The sequence below is a fragment of the Nocardia barduliensis genome, assembly GCF_013315795.1.
Classification (GTDB): domain Bacteria; phylum Actinomycetota; class Actinomycetes; order Mycobacteriales; family Mycobacteriaceae; genus Nocardia; species Nocardia barduliensis.
This window is the reverse complement of sequence record NZ_JABLTE010000070.1, coordinates 19,519-41,649: the sequence shown is the minus strand read 5'-3', so window position 1 is coordinate 41,649 and position 22,131 is coordinate 19,519. Positions and strand designations below refer to the sequence as shown.

Below are 22,131 nucleotides of genomic sequence, written 5' to 3'. Positions count from 1 at the left end.
ATCGCTCTCGGCTTCCACTGGGTTCGGCGGGAGGGGAGCCGGAGCGTAGGGGATGCCCGCCCGCCATCCGGTCAGCGGCGGGCGGTCGGCGTCCCAGTGGAAGCCGAGAGCGATCGCGTGGGCATTGGCCTGTTGCCAGCTCGCGCCGGGGTTGTCGGCCAGGAAACGTGCCTCGGCGAGCATGTCGGCGAGCAGTACGAAGTCCTGCGGCAGTGGAGCACCGTCGATCAGGCGGTTCCACGCCTCGGCGACGTCGGCGAGGCGATCCATTCGTGTGTGCACGTACCGGCCGTGCGGGTCGGCGTGGTCGCGCACCCGATGCGCATCGACCATCAAGTGGTTCTTGATCTGCGCCAGTTCCTCGCGCGTGAACGTCGGCGCGTCGACGCGCATGTGCTCGGCGAGCACGGCCGTGATCCGCTCGGGATCGCTTCCGCCCGCGAGCAGTTCGCGAACGTCCTCGACCGTGTCGCGGATCGCGGCGGGATCGTCGGCAGCGAAGCGGTCGGCGAGTTCATCCGCGACACGGTCGATTTCGTCGTGGATGCGCCGCAACTGGGCGTCGACGTCGCCGAGCGGGTCGATGCCAGGCTGCCGCTGGACCAGCTGCCGCGCGACGATGTCCACCACCGCGCGCGCACGGGTCGCCTGCTCGGCGCGCCGATGACGGTCGATGCCCTCGGCTATTGTGTCCAAGTCGGTGTCGTCGGCGAGGAAGCGCTCGTATTCCGCGTTCGCCCAGTCCTGGACCCGCTGCCAGGCCGCGATGTCGCGGTCCCATTCGCTTCGCAGGCCCTCCGGGATGTCGACCCGGTCACCCGGCGGCACATGGTCGGCCGCGTTCCACGGCCGGTGCATCGGCTGGATGTTGCGCTGCGGCGGGGCGAACCATTCGTAATTGCGGAACACCGTGCCGAACGGCGGCAGGTGCTGCAACCACGGCCGCGCCAGCACCCACTCGCCGATCTCCGGATGACGCTGGATCCACGCCCGCACCGCGGGGTGCTTGGGCACCAGCGCCGCCATCAACAGCAGACGCACCACGTTGTACGAATCCGCGCCCCAGTGCTGCCCGAACAGATCTTTGGGGTCGACGCCCGAGGTGTCGTACTGCGAAGGCGCCTGCGGCATGTGCACCGGGAGCGTGCTCTCCGGGATCTTCCCCGGCGGAACGTCGTCGGTCGGCAGCGTGATGTCGTTGACCACGTCTTCCATCGCCCACCCGCTGACGCCGTCCGGCGGGTCCTTCGGCGTGAACTTCTTGGGCAGCTCGCTGCGGTCGCGCCCGAACTCCCAGTCCGGACGGGTCGGATCGACGTGGTGCCAGACGCCCTCGGCATCGCGCCAGGAAGTCATGTCCAGGCGGCGGCCGCCGATCCATCCGGTGCTCAACCGTTCGATCTCGGGCGGGTCGATATCCTCCACCCGCACGTTGTCCTCACGGTCGGCGAGCACGCGCCGGTATTCGACGGTGGTTTCCGGCCGCACGATCGCCTGTGCCGCATCGGAACTGCGACGCAAGGCGTCGGCCAGTGCGGCGTCGTGATCGGCGCGCGGCGCGGCCGGGTCGGGACGGGGACCGAACACGATGACACGCGGGCGCTCACCGTCGACGATGCCGACTCGGTCGGTCACCATCCGGCCGCCGTCGCGCTCGATGAGGTCGCGGTACGCGCCCGCCACCCTGGCCATGTCGTCCTGGATGCGGCCGATGACGTTGTGCGCGTCGTTCACCTGGCGTGCGACGGCGTCGAACGCGTCGATGTCGCCGCGCCGGGCGGCGGCCTGCTCGGCGGAGAGCGTTCCGTCGGCGAGCCCGTCGCGAACCGCCGCGCGCAACTCGGCCACGGTCCGGTCCAGCCGGTCCGGCTCACCGGCCGCCTGATCGACCCGTCCCGCCGGATCCAGCAGGCCCAGCCGGGTGGCGAGGTCGTCGCGCTCGTGCCGCAGGGGCTTGACCTCGCGCAGCGCGTCGGCTCGCTGCTGGGCCAGCTCTTCCAGCGCGTCGATCACGTCCTGCGGCCGGGATCGTTCCACGCCGACGCCCGCCCTGCGCAACTCGTCGATCCGCCGGTCCACCTGCTCGATCTGCTCGTCGAGCCGGTTGACCTGCTCGGCGGCCGCCGCGAGCTTTTCGATCACCCGCCTGCGATGCGCCAGTTCCAGCGGCTCGGGGGCTACCCGGTCGGTGTGCGGTGCGTCGTCGAGGCCGCCGATGTCATCGATCGTCCGGACGTTCGCGGCCTCGTACAGCCGCAGGACGGTGATCTCCAACTGATCCCCGCGCAGCGCCGACTCGTCCAGAGTGACGTTGTCACCCCAGAAGTCGCACCGCGCGATCCGGTCGTCGCGCTTGGCCCGCCAGAACTCGCGTTCGCGGGTCAGCTTCTGACGCTGCTGGACGAGCCGGTCGTATTCGCCCAGCGGGGTGGTGGACAACTCCAGGTTCGTCAGTTCCGTCTCGAGCCGGGCGGCTTCGGCGTCGGCGGCGGCGAAGTCGCGCGCGGCCTGTTCCAGCGCGTCGATCCGGGCGAGCCGTTGCGGCATCTCAGTGACCGGCACGGTCCGGCCGCGCAGGTCTTCCAGCGTGCGATCCAGGCCGTCCGGGCCGGGGCGCAGGGCCGCCCAATCCTCGGCGTCGTCGATCGGGAGCCGTCGCGCAAGGTCGTCGCGCTGCCGGCGCAGCTCGTCCCGCCGGGCTCGCGCCTGCTCGAGTTCGTCGGCGAGCCGGTCGTATTCGGCACGGGTCTCGGGCGACATCCGGTCGCGCGGGTCCTGGGACGCAGCGCCGTCGTCTGTCGAGTCATCCGCACCACGCGGCGGCGTGCCCGGTTCCGAGGTTGCGGCCGACGACGCGAAGTCGGACCCATCTGCCTCACCGGTCCGCGATTCGTCCGCACCGCGCGGCGGTCTGCCGGGCTCCGAAGTGGCAGCGACCGACGGCGTGCGGTCGGAGCCATTGTCGTCACCGACCCGCGACTCGTCCGTGCCACGCGACGGTGTATCCGGCTCCGGGGTGGCAGCGGGCGAATCGACCGATGTCGCGGGGTGCGACCGCGCCGGGGACGCCGAGTCCGATGTGCCCTGGCCCGAATCCGCGCGGGGCGCAGTTCCGATCGGCGAGTACAGCCTGCGCAACCACTGCGCGCGGTCCTGCGCCATCCTGGCGTTCCATTCCGCCTGTTGCGCACGCAGTTCGGCCCATGGATCGTCCGGATCGGCGGTGGCGGCGAGCCGCGAACGATCCGCCTCCATGGCCGCCGACCACGCCTCGTTCTCCGCCTGCTCCAGGCGCAGCCATGCCGCGCGGTCGGCGGCCATGCGGGCGTTCCATTCCGCCTGTTCGGCGCGCAGCCGTGCCCACCGGTCGTCCGGGCGCGCGTCGGCCAGCTCGCGCAACCAGGCGGCGTGGTCGGCGGCCATGTCCGCTTCCCAGTCGGCCTGTTCGATCCGCATCCGGAAGTACCAGTCCGATGGCGTGCCGGGCTCGTCGCCGGGTTCGTCCGCCGAAGGTGGTGTGGTGGGCGGCTGTTCGGCGCCACCGTCGCCGGAGGCCGGCTGCGCGGTGTCGGCCGCGTGCTCGGTCCCGCGCGGACCGCGCGCGGTGGGGTCCGCCGCGCTCCCGGAGTCGGTGGAGGCGCGCGGGGCGATCGGCACGACCCTGATGGTGCCGTCCTCGTCGACGCGCAACTCGCGCGGTCGCGCCCCTCGGGCCAGCGCCTGCGCCACCTCCGGATATCGCGCGGCGACATCGGCCAGCGCGCGAGCGGAATCCGTGCCGCCGAGATTCACCACCAGCACCATCGGGGGCTCGCCCGCGAGTATGCCGACACGATCGGTGATCGGCCGGGCATCAGCGCGCAACAACGCGTCGCGTTCGAGGGCAGTCGCCATCGCACGGTCCAAGCGCTCGACTCGCTCCTCGGCGCTCGCGAGCCGCTCCGGATCGCCCGCCATCCGGGCGGCGTCGCGTTCGCGCACGGCGTCCCGGTTCTCCGCGGCCAGCCGGTCCAGCACCGCTCGGCGCCGGACGGCCTCGGCGCGGCGGTCTTCGTCGGGGTCGGGGGGACGCGGCGGACCGAATTGCGGTGCGTTGTGCTCTGTCTCGCCCGCATCGATCGCGCGCGCGGCGTCCTGGCCATCGCGCGACCCGAAGGACAGCCGGTCGGCCATCCGCCGCAGCCGTCCCCGTGGTTCGCGCCGGATCAGATCGGCCCCGCCGTCATCGAGCAGCTGGGCGATCCGCTTCATCAGCTTCTTCTCGCTCGCGTCGGACATGCCTTGGAACAGCCTGGCCAAAGCGTCATCGAGGCCGCCGTCGCCGGTCGGAGCGGGCACGCGCCACCCGCCGTTGCCATCGGCCTCCAGCACGATGCCGAACGAGTAATCGGCGATCTCGATCCTGCCCAGCGTGGTCTGCGGCCAGGACACGCCCCGTCCGCCGCGCGGATCGGGCAGGGGCACCTGCCGGGTGGCCAGCCGGTGGGCGACCACCGCCGGATGGGGTTCACCGACCTCCGGCTCCGTGCGGAAATGCGACAGCGCGTCGTACCGGAGCGTGCCCTTGTTCCGGCGGCCCTCGTATGCCTCGTGCGCGTCCGCTTCGCGCTGGTCCTTCTTGGTGTGGAACATCTCGGGACCGAGCTGGCGCAGCCACGCCTCGAAGCCGAGCTGGGTCGAGCCGGCCAGCCGATAGCGCAGATAGTGCGCCAGGAACTGTTTCATCGTTTCGTAGCGGTCCGGCGCGCGATACGGCCCCTCCGCTACCTCGCGATGCATCCAGCGCGTGCTGCCGTCTGTGTTGCCCGGCTCGATGGCCAGGTACTCGAGTTCGTGCGTTCCGCTCCACAGCACGTCGGCGTATGCCGAATCCCGGACGGCCAGTTCGCGCAGCGCGTCGACGTGCCCGCCACGCTGCGCCACGATGACGAGCCGATGTCCACCCCGCTCGCCGGGGAACAGCGCGATGCGTTCGGTCAGGCGGACACCCGCGGGATCCCGGTCGAGCAGGGCGTTGACCGCCCGCCGCGCGGCCGCCAGGTCGTCGAACTCGGCGGGCTCGGTGCGGGTGGACGCCACCGGATCGTCGGCCATCGGCCACGGTTGGTACCGGCCGAGGTTGTCCGCGCCGGAGCGAGCGACTTCCATCGCGATCTCGGCCTCGGGCAGGCCCACCTTGTCCACGTATTTGCGCAGCGCCGCCAGCCCGGCGTCCATCGCGCGACGCTCGGGCGGCACACCGTCGCCGGCCCGCGACGCCTTACGGTATGCCCGGTCGTATGCCTGGGTGTAGGCGGCCTCGGCAGGGCCAACGGGGACGAAACGCCCCGATTCCCGCAGCACGCGGAGGGTTTCGATCTCGACCGCGAAGTCGCTGGTGCGCATCCGCCGCAGTTCGGGCGAGTCCGCCTTGTGCGGGTTGGGGGCGTGGTCCAACTCCGCGGCGGTGAATCCGTTGGCTCGGTCCCATACCGCGGCGTAGTGGGTGGCGTAATCGACGCCGTCGATCAGCGGCCCCTGCTCGACCAGCGCGGCGCGCACCGCACGCACCGCGGCCCGGAACGCCGCGGCGTCGAACATCGACCGCCGGATCGAGGAATTGCCGCGATACGCGCGCGCGGCGATCTTGCGCGCCTGCTCGCGCGCCTCGTGGAAGACCTGACGCAGCCGATCGTCGTGCTCGACGCCGCGCGGCTCGTCGGCGGTGCGTTCCTGCTCGCTCTGATATTTCGCGCGCTCCTCGCGCAGACGGGTGAACTCGAACGCCCTGGCGTGCGCCTCGGCCTGGCGATCGAGCATCGCGCTGACGTACTCGTCACGCGAGAGCGTGAGCCGTTCCAGCGGGCCGTCACCCGCCCGCGTCGACTCGGCCATGGCCGCCGCGTGGACCATCGCTTCCGCGAAGTCGAGCGTCGACGAGTCGAGATGCAGCACGATGCTGTCGGCGGAGGGCACGTATCCGGTGTCCGACCGCAGCATTTGCCTGCCGTCGCGGGCGGACGGCAGGTCGTCGAACGTGAACCGGACCGCGACGCCGAGCCGGTCGATCGTGCTCATCGCCCACCGGCCCACGGGATTGCCGTCGCCGCGCACCCGCTCGCCGCGCATGTTCATGTACACGCGCAGGTTGTCGCCGTCCAGCTCGCGCATGACCCGGTCCAACCGGTCGACCGCCTGGTCGGCCGGTATCGGCTCGTCGCCGACGGAACGGTCCGGCGCACGCTCGGCGTCGAGCTGCCCCGGACTCCGCTCGCGCATCCAGCCGCCGTCTTCCTCGGACCAGACGTCGGACGGATCGGTCTGTTCGTGCCGCAGCCGCACCGCGCCGGAGTCCTCGACATCCACCCAGACCCGGTCGGCGACGACGTCCTCGACCGCCAGGGTGTGCCGCAGTGAGGTTTCGGGCGCTTCGTCGCCGGTCACCCGCGTGAACCGGTCACCGGTCTCGGCGACGAACACCTTCGGCGGCGATCCGGGCAGCCACGCCACCCGGTCGGTGAGCCAGCTGCCGCCGGCCTCGCGGACCTGCCGGTCCATCAGGTCGTGCCCGACGCGCGCGGCCAGCTCGAGGGCGACCCGGTCGCGCGCCGCGACCGCGCGACCGCGATCCGCGGCGAGTTCGCGCAGCACCCGAACCTGCGTGTCGAACAAGGACCGCCGCTGCTCGCCGAGCTCACTACGCACGCGGGCGAGGTCGCGCAGGTGCGCGAGCACTCCTGGACGATCCCGCCCGAGCGCCCGGCGGTCGAAGACGTTGTGCTCGGGATCGAATCCGTCGAGACCGCGGATCATTCGGTCCCACGCCGCGTCGATGCGGCCGATCTCCCTGGTGTGGGCCGCGTGCCTGCGCACGAGTTCCTGCGTGTCCCGCGCGGCCTCCGCGGTCGCGGGCCGGTACTTCTCGGCCGCGCGGTCGTGCTGCTGGGCGGCGTCCCAGTCGCGCCCGTGCCTGCTGCGCGCGCTGGTGCTCTCCTCGGCCGACCACGGCGCGTCGAACAGGTCGCCGTCGAGCAGCGCGTCGACACCCGCCGCCCGGCCCAGCTCGCGCGACCGCTCGGCGTCCAGCGCCGGATCGGAAGCTACCGCCCTGGCCACCGCCGCGTCGTAGGCATCGAGGTACTGCTCGCGCACCGCACGCTGGTAGTTCACTTCGACCGGTGCCAGCGCGGTCGGCCGTCCGGGGTACCCGGCGTCCTCCAGCTGACGGAGGAATTCCGCCTGCCTGCCGGTCGCCACGGCATCGGCCCGCAACTGGGCCGCGACGTAGTCCTCGCGGGTTGTTCCGCGGATGCGGGAGGGCGTGACCTCCACCTCTCCGGCGCGGATCGCCTCGGTCAGCGCGGCCAAGCGCACGAGTTCGCTCGCCAGCTCCACCTGCCCGCGGTCATGGGTGTCGACCAGGATGTCCATGGTGCGGCGGTCGAAGGAGTCGGCCGCGCCGATCTCGTCGCCGAGGTCGGCGAAGCGCACGCGAGCGCCCTGCTCGCGCAGCACCTGGGCCGCCTCCCGGCCGACGGCGGAGTGTTCGAGCAGCTGCCACACCTCCGTCGCGGCGGTGTCGATCGGCGCCAGCTGCCACAAGTCTTCGGTACGGACGTCGGTATCCGCGCGCTCCGGCCGACCGGCCGCGCGGTCCTGGTCGGCCGCGTCGTCCGCCGGTTCCGCCCCGTGCTCGTCGGTGCGTGGGGATTCCGGATCGTCCGGCGTCGAGCGAGTGTCCGCACCGGAGAACTCGGGCTCGGTGAAACGCACTGTGGGCGCGGTGTTCTCGCCGGGTTCGCCCGCCTCCACGCGGACCTCGGTGAAGCCGTGCTCGGCGGCCAGCTCGCCGAGGAAGGTATCGAGCACCGCTTCCTCGGGGGTGCGGTAGAGGTCCGATCCTTCGGCGGCGACATCGCCGTCGCGGTGCCACTCGCCCCGGATCTCGGTCACCAAGTGCCCGAGTTCGTCCATCGCGTCGCGGAACATGGTGGCGCGGTCGGCCGGCTCGGTCTTCGGGTGCATGCGCAAGCGCAGCACGCCCTCGCTGTCGACGGTGGCGTAGATGCCGTACTCGTCGGAACCGCGCCAGAAGTACACCTTGGTGAACTCGCGGACCACCGTGTGGCCGTCGCCGCCAGGGGGCCTGGTGAAGTCGGGCGGCTCGGACGGCGGCGGTACGGGAGCGAGGTCGCGCGCGTGCTCGCGCACCTGCGCCAGCCGTTCCATGACCAGGTCGTGCCATCCGGCGCGGCCGTAGCGCTCGAACTCCGGCCGCAGCGCGGCGACCCGTTCGACGAGGACGTCGACAGCCTCGCGGGTCAGCGCGTGGTCTCGGTAACGGACGTTTCCGTGGTCGTCGCGGCCGAGGAATCCCTCGGCGAACGGGCTCACTGCATCGCGCGCCTCGGCGCTGTTCTCGAAGGAACGGCTGTGGTCGATACCGGCGAGCTGACGGTCCGGCCCGGCGAGCCAGCCGAGACGATCCCGATCCGGGAGGCGCACGAGCGTGTCCAGCAGCCCGAGAGCGCGGCCGGGAAGCGAATCGGCGTAACCGAGTTCGTGCGGGTCGGCGAAGTCGCGATGCCGGTCTCCGGCCGGTTCGCCCGCCATCACCTGCTGGTAGACGACGGTCGGCTCGTGCAGCACGGACTCGGGCACCGGAGCGTCGACGGCGCGGCCGAGTACGCCGGTCAGCACCTCGGCCACGGCGTGCCGTGGATTGACCACGATCTTGCGGATCAGTTCGGTGCCGTTGCCGAACCGGACCAGCTCGACGCGCCGGGCGCTGTGCGCCGAATCGCCCTCGCGCAGCACGGTCACTGCGACCTCGCCGGAGGCCAGCGCCTCCGCGACGACTTGGTCGAGCGAGCGCGCACCGTGCGCGGCATCCCAGGCGTCGCCGTAGAAATCGGCGTAGGTCTGCTCCGGGCCGACGAGCTGGGCGTCCATCAGCGGGCGCAGCGCCTCGAACGCGGCCTCGCGCGCGCGATCCTGGAGATCCTCCGGCCAGGCGTTCGGCGCGGCGGCTTCGGCGGCCGCGTGCGCGGCGTCGTACGCCTCGGTGTACACCCGCTCGAGCTCGGTTTCCGGAATGTCGTGCCGCGCCCGCAATTCCCCGATCACGGCGAATTCCATGAGACGCGCCACGGTCTCCAGGTCGAGCATCGCGCCGATGTACTCGCGGCGCGAAGCCTGCGTCCGAACTCGGGCGGCGTCGGGCATGTCCGGCGCGTGGGCCAGGTCGGCCAGTGTGCCACCGCGCACCAGCGCGAGCAGCTGCTCGGCGTCGGTCAGTCCGGGATCGAGGACCAGTCGCCGTTGCGCCGGATAGTAGCGATCCGGGGCTCCGGACCGGTATTCGATGCGCACCTTGTACTCGGTCAGCGCCTGATCGATCTGTCTGCCGATCTCGGTCCTGGCCAACTCGGCGCGCAGTCGTGCGGTCCGCTCGGCGGCCGCGGTCCCGGCCAGGTCGCGTGGCGTGACGTCGCCGACCAGGTCGCGCGGCGCGACCTCGCCGTTCGGATCGTTCGGCGCGATCCGCCCTGGATCTTCGGCCGATCGGACCAGCACGCGGCCGTAGTCGTCGATCTCCACCGCGAGGAACCGGCGGTCGACGCCGTCGCGGCCGAGCAGCGCGGCGGCGAACGGGTCGCGTCCGGCCTCCCGGACGACGCGCTGATGGTCACCGGCTTCCGCCGCGATGACCAGCCGGTCCGGTTCGCCCGGCACGTAGGCGACATGGTCGGTGAGCACCCGAGCGCCCGGCTCGCCGCGGACCGCAGCACCGAGCACGCCACGCGCGGCCAGCGCGGCCAGACTGTGCTGCTGCGCTTCGAGCCGGGTCCGGGTCTGATCCCGCAGATCCGCCAGGTCGGCGAGGACGCGCAGGTCGTGTTGCCTGCGCCGCAGGTCCGCGCTGTGGTCGGCCCGGGCCTGGTCGAGCGCGCCCTCGGCTTCCCGTAGTGCCCGCTCGATCTCCGAGCGGGAGACGTCGCCGTCGCCGAAGACCGCCTCGACCTGGCGGGCGAACTCCGCGGCAGCCTCCCCCGCCCGCAGCCGGGCGTCCTGCCGGTGCAGCGCGCCCTGCCACAGTTCGTCCGCGGTGACCGGTGAGAACGAATGGTGCCTACCCGCGTTCGCCGCACCGTCGCGGCCGATATTCGCCTCGTCCCAGATGGTTCCGTAGTAGTCGGCGTAGGTCTGCCCGTTGTTCCATTCGGTACGGCCGAGCGGCTCGCGCAGCGCCGCGACGCCGAGGTCATGGGCCTCGGCGCGGGTCCCCGCATTGTCCCAGCGCCGGTCGCTCATCTCCCGGTCGAACGCCTCCCGGTAGTGCTGCTCGAGCGGATGCTGCGCGATCTCGTAGCCGAGCGCCCGCAGTTCGGCCGCGAGCCGGAAATGCCGTCCGCTGGCGGCGGCTTCCTCGTCCACCATCGCGTCGATGAACTCCGCGCGCGTCATCGCGCGGATGCGCTCGGGCGTATTCGCCGTCGTGCGCTGCAGATGACGTTGCGCGTGCAGCGATTCGTGCGCCAGGGTCAGCGCCTGCCGCAGGTGGGAGTTGCCCGAGGTGAAGGCCAGCGCCGCCAGCTCGCGACGGCGGAACTCGCCGGTCCGGCCGTCCAGCGCGGTGTCCTCGAAGCGGGTGCGGATCGGGCCGTTGTCCAGGCTCGCCAAGATCTGTGCGCCGAAGTCCGTCTGCCGCAGCAGGTCACGGACCTGATCCTCGGGGGTGTCCAGCACCAGCCGGTCGTTGACAGGCGCGTCGGCGTCTCCGCTCGCCTCCGCCGGATTCCGCGCGTGGTGCAGCAGCAGGTCGTGCAGCACGCGCACCGGTTTGCCTGCCGGACCCTCGCCCAGCTGATCGCGCATCACGACCTCGGCGAACGCTTCGGCCACTGCCTCGTGATCGTTGAGCAGGCCCTCGTCGTCCAGACTGTATCCGCTGAGCTCCCGCAGCCATCGGCCGAAATCGGCGTCGGGGTCCTCGGCTGCCCGCTCGAGCAGCAGACCCTCCGCCCGCATCCGGGCGGCCAGACCGCCCGCGTGATCGAGCGCGTGACCGTATTCGTGTACCGCCACCGCATAGGCCGGCCGCCGCAGCATCATCGGCTTGATCTGGTCGTTGCGCACGGCGTTGTGCACCGCGGCGCGGAAGCTCCGCGCGCTCGTCGCATGCTCGTAGCTGAAGACGATCGCTCTGGTGTACACCGCCTTCGTGACGTCATCGATCTGCCCGTCGGCCCAGCCGAGTTCGCCCTTCTTCAGCGGGCCGATGCCGACACCGCGCAGGTCGACGTGCGGGAACCGCTGGTACATGTCGACCACGGCCCTGGCGTATTCCCGCACCACCTCGGGGTCGAGACCGGGCAGGTCGAAGCCGAACACCTCGAATTCGGGCCGGTTCATGGCTTCGCGCAGCAGGTCTTGCAGGCGCTCGCCGACCTCCCCCGGATTCAGCCGCGACCACTCGTCCGCGGCCGGAGCGCCGAGCACCTCGGCGTCGGTGAGGTCCGCGGCGATGTCCTCGGGCGGATGAGCAGCGCGCGAGGACTCGTCGGCCATCCGGTCCCGGTCGACCCTCGGGTGGTCGCCGTCGGCCGACCGGTCGTCGCCGGGGAGCCGATCGCCTGCCGCAGGCCCCGGTCTGCCCGGTGTGAGCCGATCGATGAACCGGCCGAACCTGCTGCGCGGTCGACCCCGATCCGACAGGTCCGCCGAGCCGTCGTTGAGCAGCTCGACGATCCTGGCAACCAGCTTCTTCCGATCCGGCGCCGCCAACCCCTGCAAATGCGTGGCCAGGACGTCGGAGTTCGATCCGGTCGACACCGGTGCGGGCACCCGCCAGCCGCCGTTGCCGTCGGGTTCCAGGTGGATGCTCAGATGCGTCGACCCGACCTGGAGGATCTCCAGCTGATGGTGCGCCGGGCGCCGGATGCCCGGGTCGCTGGGCAGCGGGATCCGGCGGGTGTACAGCCGGTGGGCGACCTCGGCCGGATGCGGTGGCGCCGGCGGCGGGTCGGCGGCGGCCGCCGTGCGGAAGCCCGCCTCGTGGAAGCCCTCGATCAGCCTGCCCGGCACATGCCACCCCTGGCGACGGGTGCCGCGGGCCTTCGCGGCGTCATCGGAGGTGTAGAACGCCTCCGGGCCGAGTTGTTTCAGCCACTCGTCGAAGCCGAGGCGGGTCCGGCCCTCCGCCCGGTAGCGCAGATAGTGCGCCAGCATCTGCGTGCGCGCCTCGTCGGTGCTCGGGTGGCGATACTGCCCCTCCGCCGCCGTAACGGTGATGTGGTGCATGGTCGGCATGCCACCGGCCCCGCGCACGGCGTTCCGGTAGTCAAGGTAGTGCGACCGGTCCCACAGCACGTCGGCGAGTTCCGGATGACTCGCCGCCAATTCGCGCAGGGCGTCCAGATGTCGACCGGGCTCGGCGACCACCACCAGGCGCGGTCGCCGCCCTGGCTCCGAGTCGGCCGGATACCGCGCGACGCGGTCGGTGAGCCGTTCCGGCCGCGGCTCGCTGTCGAATTCCCGGTCGAGGACGCGGCGCGCGAGATCGGCGTCCTCGGGGCGGCCGATCTCGCGGTCCGGCGTGCCGAAATCGTCGGCGTCGCGCGCGATCCCGTCCTCGGGCACCTTGGGATGGCCCCATCGGGACTCCCCGTGGTTGCCCGCGGCACGGACGACGTCGAGCGCTATCTCGGCCTTGTCGAGTCCGACCCGGTCGAGATAGCGGCGTATCGCCTCGCGGCCCGCCCGGTAGGCGACCTCCTCCGGCGGCGGCGTCGCCGGATTGCGCCGGTGCGCCTTGTCGGCCTTGGGGTAGGCCTTGTCGTACGCCTCGGTGTACGCGCGTTCGGCCGGGCTCACCGGCACGTACTCGCCCAGATCCCGCAGCTCACGGAGCACTTCGAGCTCCAGCGCGATGTCCTCGGCGCGGGCGCGGGTGTCCTGGCGTTGCGCCGGGGTGCCGGTATCGGCGGCACGATCGGTCGGCACGATGCCACGCGCGCGGTCCCACGCTGCGCCGAAGTGGTCGCCGTAGCTGCGCCAGTCGACCATCGGGCCGAGGTTGTTCAGCTGCTCGCGCACGGCGCGCACACCGGCGCGGAAAGCGGCCCGGTGGTAGAGCGGGTAGGACCGGACGACGCCGGACTTCCAGTACGTCTTCTCCGCGTACTTCAGCGCGTCGTCGTATGCCTTGGCGTAGGCGCGTTCCAGGTCGTCTACGCCGATCCGGTTCAGATCGATCTTGCCGGTGAAGTCCGCGTTGCCCGCGTACATCAGGGCGTACGCCTCGGCCATCCGATCCAGCATCAGATCGACGTACTCGTCGCGGGACATGGTCAGCCGGGCGAGCGGTTCGCCCTCGGCCGCGCTCACCTGCTCGGCCAGTCGCGCCGCGCGGATCAGTTCCGCGGCGTGCCGGTCGGCTCCGCCGTCGGATTCCAGCACGACGGTGTTGGTGACCGGGTCGTAGCCCGCGGCTGGGCGCAGGCCGTATCGACCGCTGTCCAGCCGCACGATGCTCGCGTCGGGCTCGGTGGTGAACCGGATGTCCACGCCGAGCCGCCCGAGCGTGTCCGCCGCCCATTTGCCCTGATCGCTGCCGTGCAGTGCGCGCAATGCCCGGTCCAGCAGCGTGCCCGCGTGCTCGGTGATGGTCGGCGGGTGTGTCTGCTCGGTGCGGCGTCGAGGCGGATCGGCCGGCGCGTCCGGCGCGGGCGCTTCGGCGGAATCCCGCAGTACGACGCCGGAGGCGTCGAGCTGTACCCGGATTCCGGTGGGCGGCCGGTCACCGGCGCGGGCGGCACGATCCGACAGGTCCCGAACGACGACGTCCGTGATCTCGCCGAGCAGCCGCGTCCGGTCCGCGGTAGCCCGCGCGTGCTGCGCGGTCAGCTCCGCGAGCAGCAGCACGTAGCTGGTGCCGTTCCAGATGTCGATGCGCTCGGACCGTTCCCGGAACAGGTCGAGAATTTCCTGCCGGGTGGACGGGATCTCGTCGTCGGGCAGGTTGTAGGCGTTCTTCAGCCGCCGGAACGCGCGATCCCAGTCCGCCTCGACGCGCGTCACCTCGCGGCTGGCGGCCGACACCGCCCGCTGTAGTCGGGCCACTTCGCGGGCCGTGGCCAGATCGGACGGAATGTATTCCAGCGTGCCCTCGGGTGTGCGCGCGCGCTGCGCCGCGTCCCACTCCTCGCCCGCTTCGCGCCGACCGCTCAACCCGTCGCGTGGGTCCTCCCGCGCATCGAACCGCGGATCGGCCAGCAGCTCGTCCACGCCCGCCGCGCGCCGTTGGGCCACATCCGGTCGACGTGCCACCGACCCCGCGTCGAGCACGTGACGCAGTTGCGCGTCCGCCCCGGCCAGCACCTCCTCGAGGTCGATGACCCGCAGCGCCGCGCGCTCCAGCTCCGAGAGCCGGGTTTGCCACGCGCCCAACTGGTCGACCCGCGTGGTCCGGCCGTGCAGGCGCTCCAGCGTGTCGGCCAGCGCGGCACGGTCGCGCACTTCCGCTTCGGCGGCCAGGCCGCGCGCTGCCTCCGCGCGTAGGGCACGCGCCGCATCGACCTCCGCGGCCACCGTGTCTCGCCGAGCGGTCAACCGGGCCGCCTCCGCGTCCCGGATCGCCTGGCGCGACAGCTCGTCCGCCGGCGGGCCATCCGGCCGGTCGACGCCCCCGCCCGCGTCGAAAGCATTCAGGTAGGCCGATTCCAGCGCGCTGCGCTGCGCGGCATCGACCAGATCGCGCACCGGTCCGCCGTGCGGGTCGTAACCGGCTTCGCGCATCTCGCGGTGGAATTCGGCTTGGCGGCCGAGCGCCTCGGCCTCCACCCGCACGCGCGCGGCGATGTGATCGGCCCGGTCCAGCGCGCGGATGCGGGCCGGGGTCACCTCCAGCCTGCCTTCGACGACCGCGCGGGCCAGCTCCGCGGCCCGGACGACCGCCGCCGCCTGCGCCAGCTGGTCGCGCCCACGGGTGCCGATGAACACTTCCATCGTCCGCCCGTCGAACCCGTCCGGCTGCCCCGGGCCGTCGCCCGGTTCCTCGAAGCGGATCGCGGCGCCCAGATCGCGCAGCAGGGTGAGCGCCTGCCTGCCGATCTCGCTGCGCGCCAGCACTTCTCGCACTTCCGCCGCAGCGACGTCGATCGGCCGATGCTGCCAACCGGCCGGTTGGCCCTCGTCGGGGCGAACGAGATCATGCGGGCCGGGCTCGGGGGCCGCGGGCTCGAGACCTGTATCGCGTTGCGGTTCGTCCGCACTCTGCGGCTGCTCGGGCTCGGGTATCGCGTCCTCGGCGAGGAACCGGGTCGCCCGCGCGTCGGGCAGTGTCCCCTGGATGAGCACTTGGGCAAACTGATCCGGCAGGTCGAGAATAGGCTTGAACTTCCACGACGCGCCCTCCGGCGGCAGCCCTGTGCGCCATTCCAGAATCACGCCGTCGCCATTGGCGAAAGCCTCCGCCGCGGCGCGGGTGCGCGACCACGACGTGGTGTCGCTCTCGGCGGCGCGACGCTGACCGATGTGCTCCTCGGCGGACAGGTCCGTCGTTCCCCGCGGCACCGCTCGACCCGAGACCGCCTCGGTGTAGGCCGGATTGACCGATCCGTCGGACAGCAGGCGGGGAATGCCGCGATACAGCGGTGTCCCGCCCTCCGGCAGATTGCCCTCGAACAGGACATCGCCGTGGCGCCCCAGCGAGTCGTCGGGGTCGCCGAGGAAGCCGGGCCGATCCGCGACCGGCCCGCTCGGCCGCACCCCTTCGGCTTCGGGGCCGTCCTTCCCGGGCTCGTCCCGCATCGCCTGCGCCTCGGTGGCCTCCAGTTCCGCGTCTGTCCGGCGCATCCGCTCCACGGTCGCCTCGCGATTTCCGGGCACCGCCTCCGACCGCGTATCGCGCGCTACCGGCTCCGCATCCGAATCCCGCTGCGTGCCGGACTCATCCGGTGACTCCGGCGTAGGATCGGCCGCTTCGTCACGACCCAATGGCGCGACTTCCCGGTCGCCCGGTTCCGGACCACCGTCCGGCTCGGGAGTGGCCCGCGGCGGACCCTCACCCGGCAGGTCGACGTGGTCGGGCTCGAGCGACAGCGGCGCGTCACCGCGGTCCGGCGGTTCGGCGGCCAGCTGGGTCAGCAGATCGTGCAGCGCACGGGCGGGAGCGCTCGCGGGGGCGTCGTCGTCGCCACGGAGCACGTGCTCGGCGAACGCCTCGGGAAGCGCCTCCTCCGGCCGCAGGTCGCCATCCCGGTCGAAGCTGTGGCCGCTGAGCTGGTGCAGCCAATCCTCGAATCCAAGTTCGGGCGGGCGGGTTTCGTCGTTCCGGTAGCGCTCGTACAGGTGTTCCTCGGCCTGATGGCGCGCGCTCTGCTGACTCGCGTAGTCGAGCGCGTGCCCGTACTCGTGCGCGATGACGGCCCGCACCGGACGGCGCAGCACCTCCTCGGAGAAGCGACCGTTGTCGACACCGAGCCGCATCCGGTCGCGGAAGGTCTGCGCGCCGGTCGCATGGTCGTAGCTGAGGACGATCGATTCGGTGAACATGCGGCCGGACGCGTCCAGCCGCGGCTGAGCCATGCCGATCACCTTGGGCGGCAATCCGCCTATCCCGACGCTGCGCAGGTCGACGGTGGGAAACTGGTCGACCAGATCGACCATCGCCCTGGCGTATTCCCGCACCACCTCGGGGTTGAGGCCGGGCAGGTCGAAACCGAAGACCTCGAAGTCGGGAGCGCGCAGCTCCGCGCGCAGGTGCTCTTGCAGCCGCGCGCCGACCTCTTCCGGGCTCAAACGCGACCACTCGTCCTGTCCCGGCACGCCGAGCAGCTCGGCGTCGCGAGCCGCCGCCGCGTCGCTGTCGCCGTCCTGCGGAGGGAGGGCCGATTCGTTTGCCTCGCGTGCCGATTCGTCAGCGTCGAGCACCGATTCGGGGACGTCGAGTGTCAATCGATCCGCGTCGAGCGCCGATTCATCGGCGTTGCGCGCCGGGGCGGCAGCGTCGCGCGGTGAAGCGGCAGCCTCGCCGCCAAGGGCGTCGGCCTCCCGTCCCGGCGCAGCCTCACGTCCCGGCGCAGCCTCATCACCCGGAGCAGCCTCACGTCCCGGTGCAACCTCACCACCCGGAGCGGCGGGGGGCGCCTGATTCGGCGTTCGCACCAGCGCGGGCGATTCGATGCCGCCGATGACATCGATTCGCACGAGCACACCATCGCGTTCGAGGTTGAACTCGCTCGCGGTGACATCCCCGTCCTTGGATACGTGCACCAGGTGGTATTCGACCTCCAGCGTGCCGTCCCGATGCGCCGCGAGCAGTTGTTCACGCGCCCGCTGTAGCGCCCGTCCCGCGGCGCTGTCCGGGTCGACGCCGCGCGTTGCCATCTGCTCCGGCGTCTCGGTCAGAATCCGCCGCAGATTCTTATCGATCGCGGCCGTGCGGCGTAGATACTCCGGCGAACCCTGCTGTGCCTCGGCTACTTTGGAGCCACCGAGCTGCGAACCGACACCCTTGGCCTCGATCACCACCAGCTTCGGCGGCCCACCGTCCGCACCGGGGACGAGCACCGCGATGTCGACGGTGTCGGCGCCGTCGATCGCGCCCTCGAACGGCGCCAGCAGCACCGCGCCCGGCCGCTGGTCGGCGTCGAGCCCGAACGCCCTTCCGCCGAGTTCGCCGAGCGTCTTGGAGGCGTTCACCAGCAACGGACCCAGCCGGTTGAACTCCTTCGCGTTGTTGCGCATCTCGGCGAGTCGTTCCAGTTTGGCCAACTTCTCCGCATCGCTCAGCGACGACTCCAGGATCGCGGTCTCCAGCTTCTGCACCCGCGGCTTGAGCTTCTCCTCGGCCAGATCGCTGATCTTGTCGATCCCGAATTCCGCCATATGCCGTTTGACGGCGGCATTGGCCTTGTCGCGCTGGGCCTGCAACGTCGCTCGCTCGGCGACCGTCTTGGTGATCCGGTCGGCGATCACTCGATCGACCACCGTGTACGGCTGCTCCGGTCCGGGATCGGCCAAGAATCGGTAGGGCCGCTTCGTCAGATGATCCTGGAGGAATTCGTTGTTCAGCTCGTCGCGCAACCGGAAGGTGTCGTCTCGGTAGGTGCCCGGGTCGTCGTCCCGGTGATGCCACGTGCCGTCCGGATCACGGTAGGAGTCAGGGCGATCACCCAGCCGGTGCAGCACGCCGTCGGGATCGCGGTACATGCCGGCCGGAACGTCGTCCCCTGCTCCGCCCTCCAACCGGTCCTCGACCTCGTCGGATTCACCGAGGAAGTCCGGTGTCTCGTCGAGAGTCCGGTCACGCCTGGTCTGCCCCGTGTCCAGGCCCTCCCGACCGTCGCGGTCCAGCGGCGCCACCCTCCGATCGCCCAGGTCCGGCACGTCGTCGGCGTCGCGCGGCCGGGTCGCCGGATCGGACGGCCGCCGCGTCTCGTCCTGAACGCCCGGGTCGCGGTCGCCGGGCAGACTCCGCGCCGGGTCCGGCACGTCGTCGGCGTCGCGCGGCCGGGTCGCCGGATCGGACGGCCGCCGCGTCTCGTCCTGAACGCCCGGATCGGGGTCGCCCGGCGGAATCCGCGCCGGGTCCTGCGGGTGGGAGCCGTCGCGCGTCCGCGCCGGATCCGGCGCCGGGTCGGACGGCGAACGCGGCGGTATCGGAGCATCGTCCGCGGGCCGCCCACCCGCGACCCGCCACCAGGTGTCGGCATTCTTGCGGTGCTCGCGGGCATGCCATTCCGCCTGCGACGCCCGCAGCCGCAGCGACCGTTTGGTCACTCCTTCCGGCAGGTCCGCGTCATCGATGCGGTCCGCCAGGTCGCGCAGGCGACGCGCCTGCTCGGCTTCCCTCCGGGAGTGCAGGTCGGCCATCTCGGCCCGCATCCGCGCCCGGAACTGCTTCGGTGTCTCGTCACCGCGCCGACCGGCGATCTCGCCGTCACGGGTGTAGATCGGGCGGTCGTCGGTCGGTCGCACGCGCGGGTCGGATCCGCTGGGCGGCACCACCTTGCCCTGACCGTCGAACAGCATCGCCGACACCGCACGCAGGTCCGCGGGCACGTCCGGCGGGAATCCTCTGCGGATCTCCGCACCCGGATCGGACACCTCGATCCGGAATTCGCCGGTGTCCGGGTTCATCCGCACAGTCAGCGTGTAGGCGTGGGCGCCGACGCCGTGCTCGTCCACCGGGGCCGCGTACTCGTCCACCACGAGAGCGCGCGGTCCACGGCCTTCGGCGACATCGCGCGGATCCATCCCCGCCGCCATCCGCAGCAATTCGTCGGCGACGCCCTGATGACGGGACGCGTCCGGTCCACCGTCCGGGTAGTCCCACAGGCGGCCACCCGCGGCCTGCTGGATGTCACGCAGCGACATGCCGCGCGCGCCGACCGGTTCGTCCGGCGGCCGGATGGTGTCGCTCCCGGTGGCCTGCCGAATCTCCTCGAGCGAGAGCCGGGCGCATTCCCCGCGGTTTACCGGATCCTGTTGTGGTTCATCAGGTTCCGCGTCGTTGCGGGAGGTCTCGTCGGTATCCCTGCGATTCTGGGCAGCGGAGTCGGGACCTGGTCGGCGCGCTGTCCTCGGCTCGCCGGAGTCCCCGGCGAGCGGCAACAGAACCGGTTCCGATGTGTCGCGTCGGCCGTCGTCGGATTCCGGCGTGTCGCGCGAGCGCGATGTCTCACCCTCGGAACGATCCGCACCAGCCGGGCGTGCCTCACCAGTTGGCGGGGCGTCACCCGTCAGCCGGCTATCGCCAACCTGCCGCGTCTCGCCCGTCGGCCGGGTCTCACCGGTCGGCCGGGTCTCGCCCGTCGGGCGGGTCTCACCGGTCGGGCGGGTCTCGCCCGTCGGGCGGGTCTCACCGGTCGGCCGCGTCTCGCCCGTCGGCCGGGTCTCGCCCGTCGGCCGCGTCTCACCGGTCGGCCGCGTCTCACCGGTCGGCCGCGTCTCGCCCGTCGGCCGGGTCTCACCCGTCGGCCGGGTCTCACCCGTCGGCCGCGTCTCACCCGTCGGCCGCGTCTCACCCGTCGGCCGCGTCTCACCCGTCGGCCGCGTCTCACCCGTCGGCCGCGTCTCACCCGCCGGCCGACTATCAACCTGCCGAATCTCACCGGTTTCGCGCCTGGACTGGGCACGCGGTGCTTCGGAGTCGGCCTTGCCCGCCTGCACCGCGGGCTTGTCGCCGGTTGCGGCGGCGCGATCCGCGACCCCGGCCCGCGCCCTGTCGACGGGCGTCTTGCGAGCCGCATCACCGTCCGGCGTGGCAGTTTGGGGGCGCGCATCCGCGGACGACGCGGGCCGCGCATCGCTCGATGCGGGCGTCGCGGCCGACGTGGATGTCGCACCCGGCGTCACACCGGTGGACGCCGGCGCACTCGTGGTGGTCGGCCCGGCAGGTGGTGTCGCCGCCGAGCCGGTCAGCGGGGCGCCCGCCACCGGCGTCGCTCCTGACGGCGGCGCGTCCGACACCGACCGGGTCTCCGGGTTCTGCACGCCGTCGACGGTGCCGCGCTGCGTGCCTGCCGGATCACCCGCCACAGCGCTGTCCTGCTGTCCCGCGGCGATATTCGGTTCCTCGGCGCGGGTCTGCTGGTCGTTCCTACCTTCGTCGGCGAGTCCAGCGCCGGTGTCGGACGCGGAGCGCTCACCGGAGGAGGGCTGCTCCCCGGACGACGCGCGCTCCGCCGACGACTGCTCACCCGACGTGGAACGTTCCCCCGACGCAGACTGCTCACCCGACGACGCACGCTCACCGGACGCTTGCGCCGAATCGGACTCGCCGTTCTGCGCGGCCTGATTCCCGTCCGACCGCGCCCCGTCATTCGAAACCTGGTTTCCATCAACGGAAGTGGTCTCATCAGCAACGCCGGAACGCGACGTGTCCGAACTCGCCGCACTGGTCGACGTATTCGTGCCGTTCCCGGCCGAGGCGGGCATTCCGGCACGGGGAGCGCCCGCACCGTTCGATGCCCCGGAACCGTTCGACGTCCCCGTGTTCTGCGCCCCGGCACCGGGAGCCAGCCCGCTGCCGTCACCCACACCGGGCGTGCCCGCCCCGTCGGGCCGGAAACCCACTCGCGGCCCGCCCACGTCGGCGAAGAGACTATCCAGGCGAGTGCCCAGATCGGGACGGCTCATCGTGGTCGGCATGATCTTGTTCCACATTTGCGCGGAACCGACCTTGGCGACGCTGGTCATCGCGCCGTTGGAGGCGCCTGCGGTGAACATCCGCCAGTCGACCGGCGTGTTCCCCAGGTTCTGCAGCGCCTTGTCCAACCCGTCGGTTGCCACGTCGAAGCCGAACTGCGTCGCGGTCGCGGCGACGAAGCCCGCGCCCGCCCCGGCCAGTCCCGCTGTCGTGCCGGTGATCGCGCCGCGCAGGAACGGATTGAAATCAGGGCCGAACCTCCGGGTCAGCGCATCGCCGACCCGCTCGCCGAGCGGCCCGGCCGCGGCGCCGCCCGCCGCGGAGCTGACGGCGGTCACGATGACCTGTTCGACGTTGATGTTCTGGCGGTGCCCCTGATCCACCTGGTAGGCCTGCACGCCCAGTTCCTGCATGGTGCCGAGGATCGTGTCGATCGCCATATGCCGGAGCACGAAGTTCACGAACCGGTTCGCGACGATCCGCCCGACCCGCTGGATCACCGCCTGCACCAACCGCTGACCGATGAGGCGGACCGCGATCCGGGTGAGCGCGATCGCCGCCGCGTCCACCGCGGGCTTGAACGGACCGGAGAAGAACGACGCCGCCAGCTCGGCCGCCAGCAACGCCAGCGAAGACCAGTACATCAGCTTGCCGTACTCGATCTCGGTGCCGACGTCGTAGGCGCCGTCGCCGACCTCTTTGAAATAGTCGGCCAGCTTCGCCAGCGTCTGGTCCTCTTGCGGGTTGCCGCCGCTGAAGGACAGGAAGCTGTCGAAGGCCTTGACCATCTCCTCGTAGCCGTCGCCCGAGGGATAGGCGGTCATCGACGCGCTCTTGGCCGCCTCGATATCGGGGATGACCGAACGCAACTCGGCAGCGGCGGTGCGCCAGTCCCCGCCCAGACCCCACATCTGGTCCTCGTTGCCCTCGGGCCACTCCATGCCGACGATCGGCTCGAGGTACTTCAGTGCGGCGGGCAGCTCGATGGCCATGGG

Annotated in this window: 1 protein-coding gene; it reads right to left on the bottom strand. The window is 71.8% G+C overall.

The genetic code is table 11. From position 1 onward, the window contains the following. On the bottom strand, positions 1-22,128 hold a 22,128-nt coding region (locus HOV91_RS26040; protein WP_174188029.1), incomplete at its 3' end, for a WXG100-like domain-containing protein. Between the last annotated feature and the right edge of the window lie 3 nt (positions 22,129-22,131).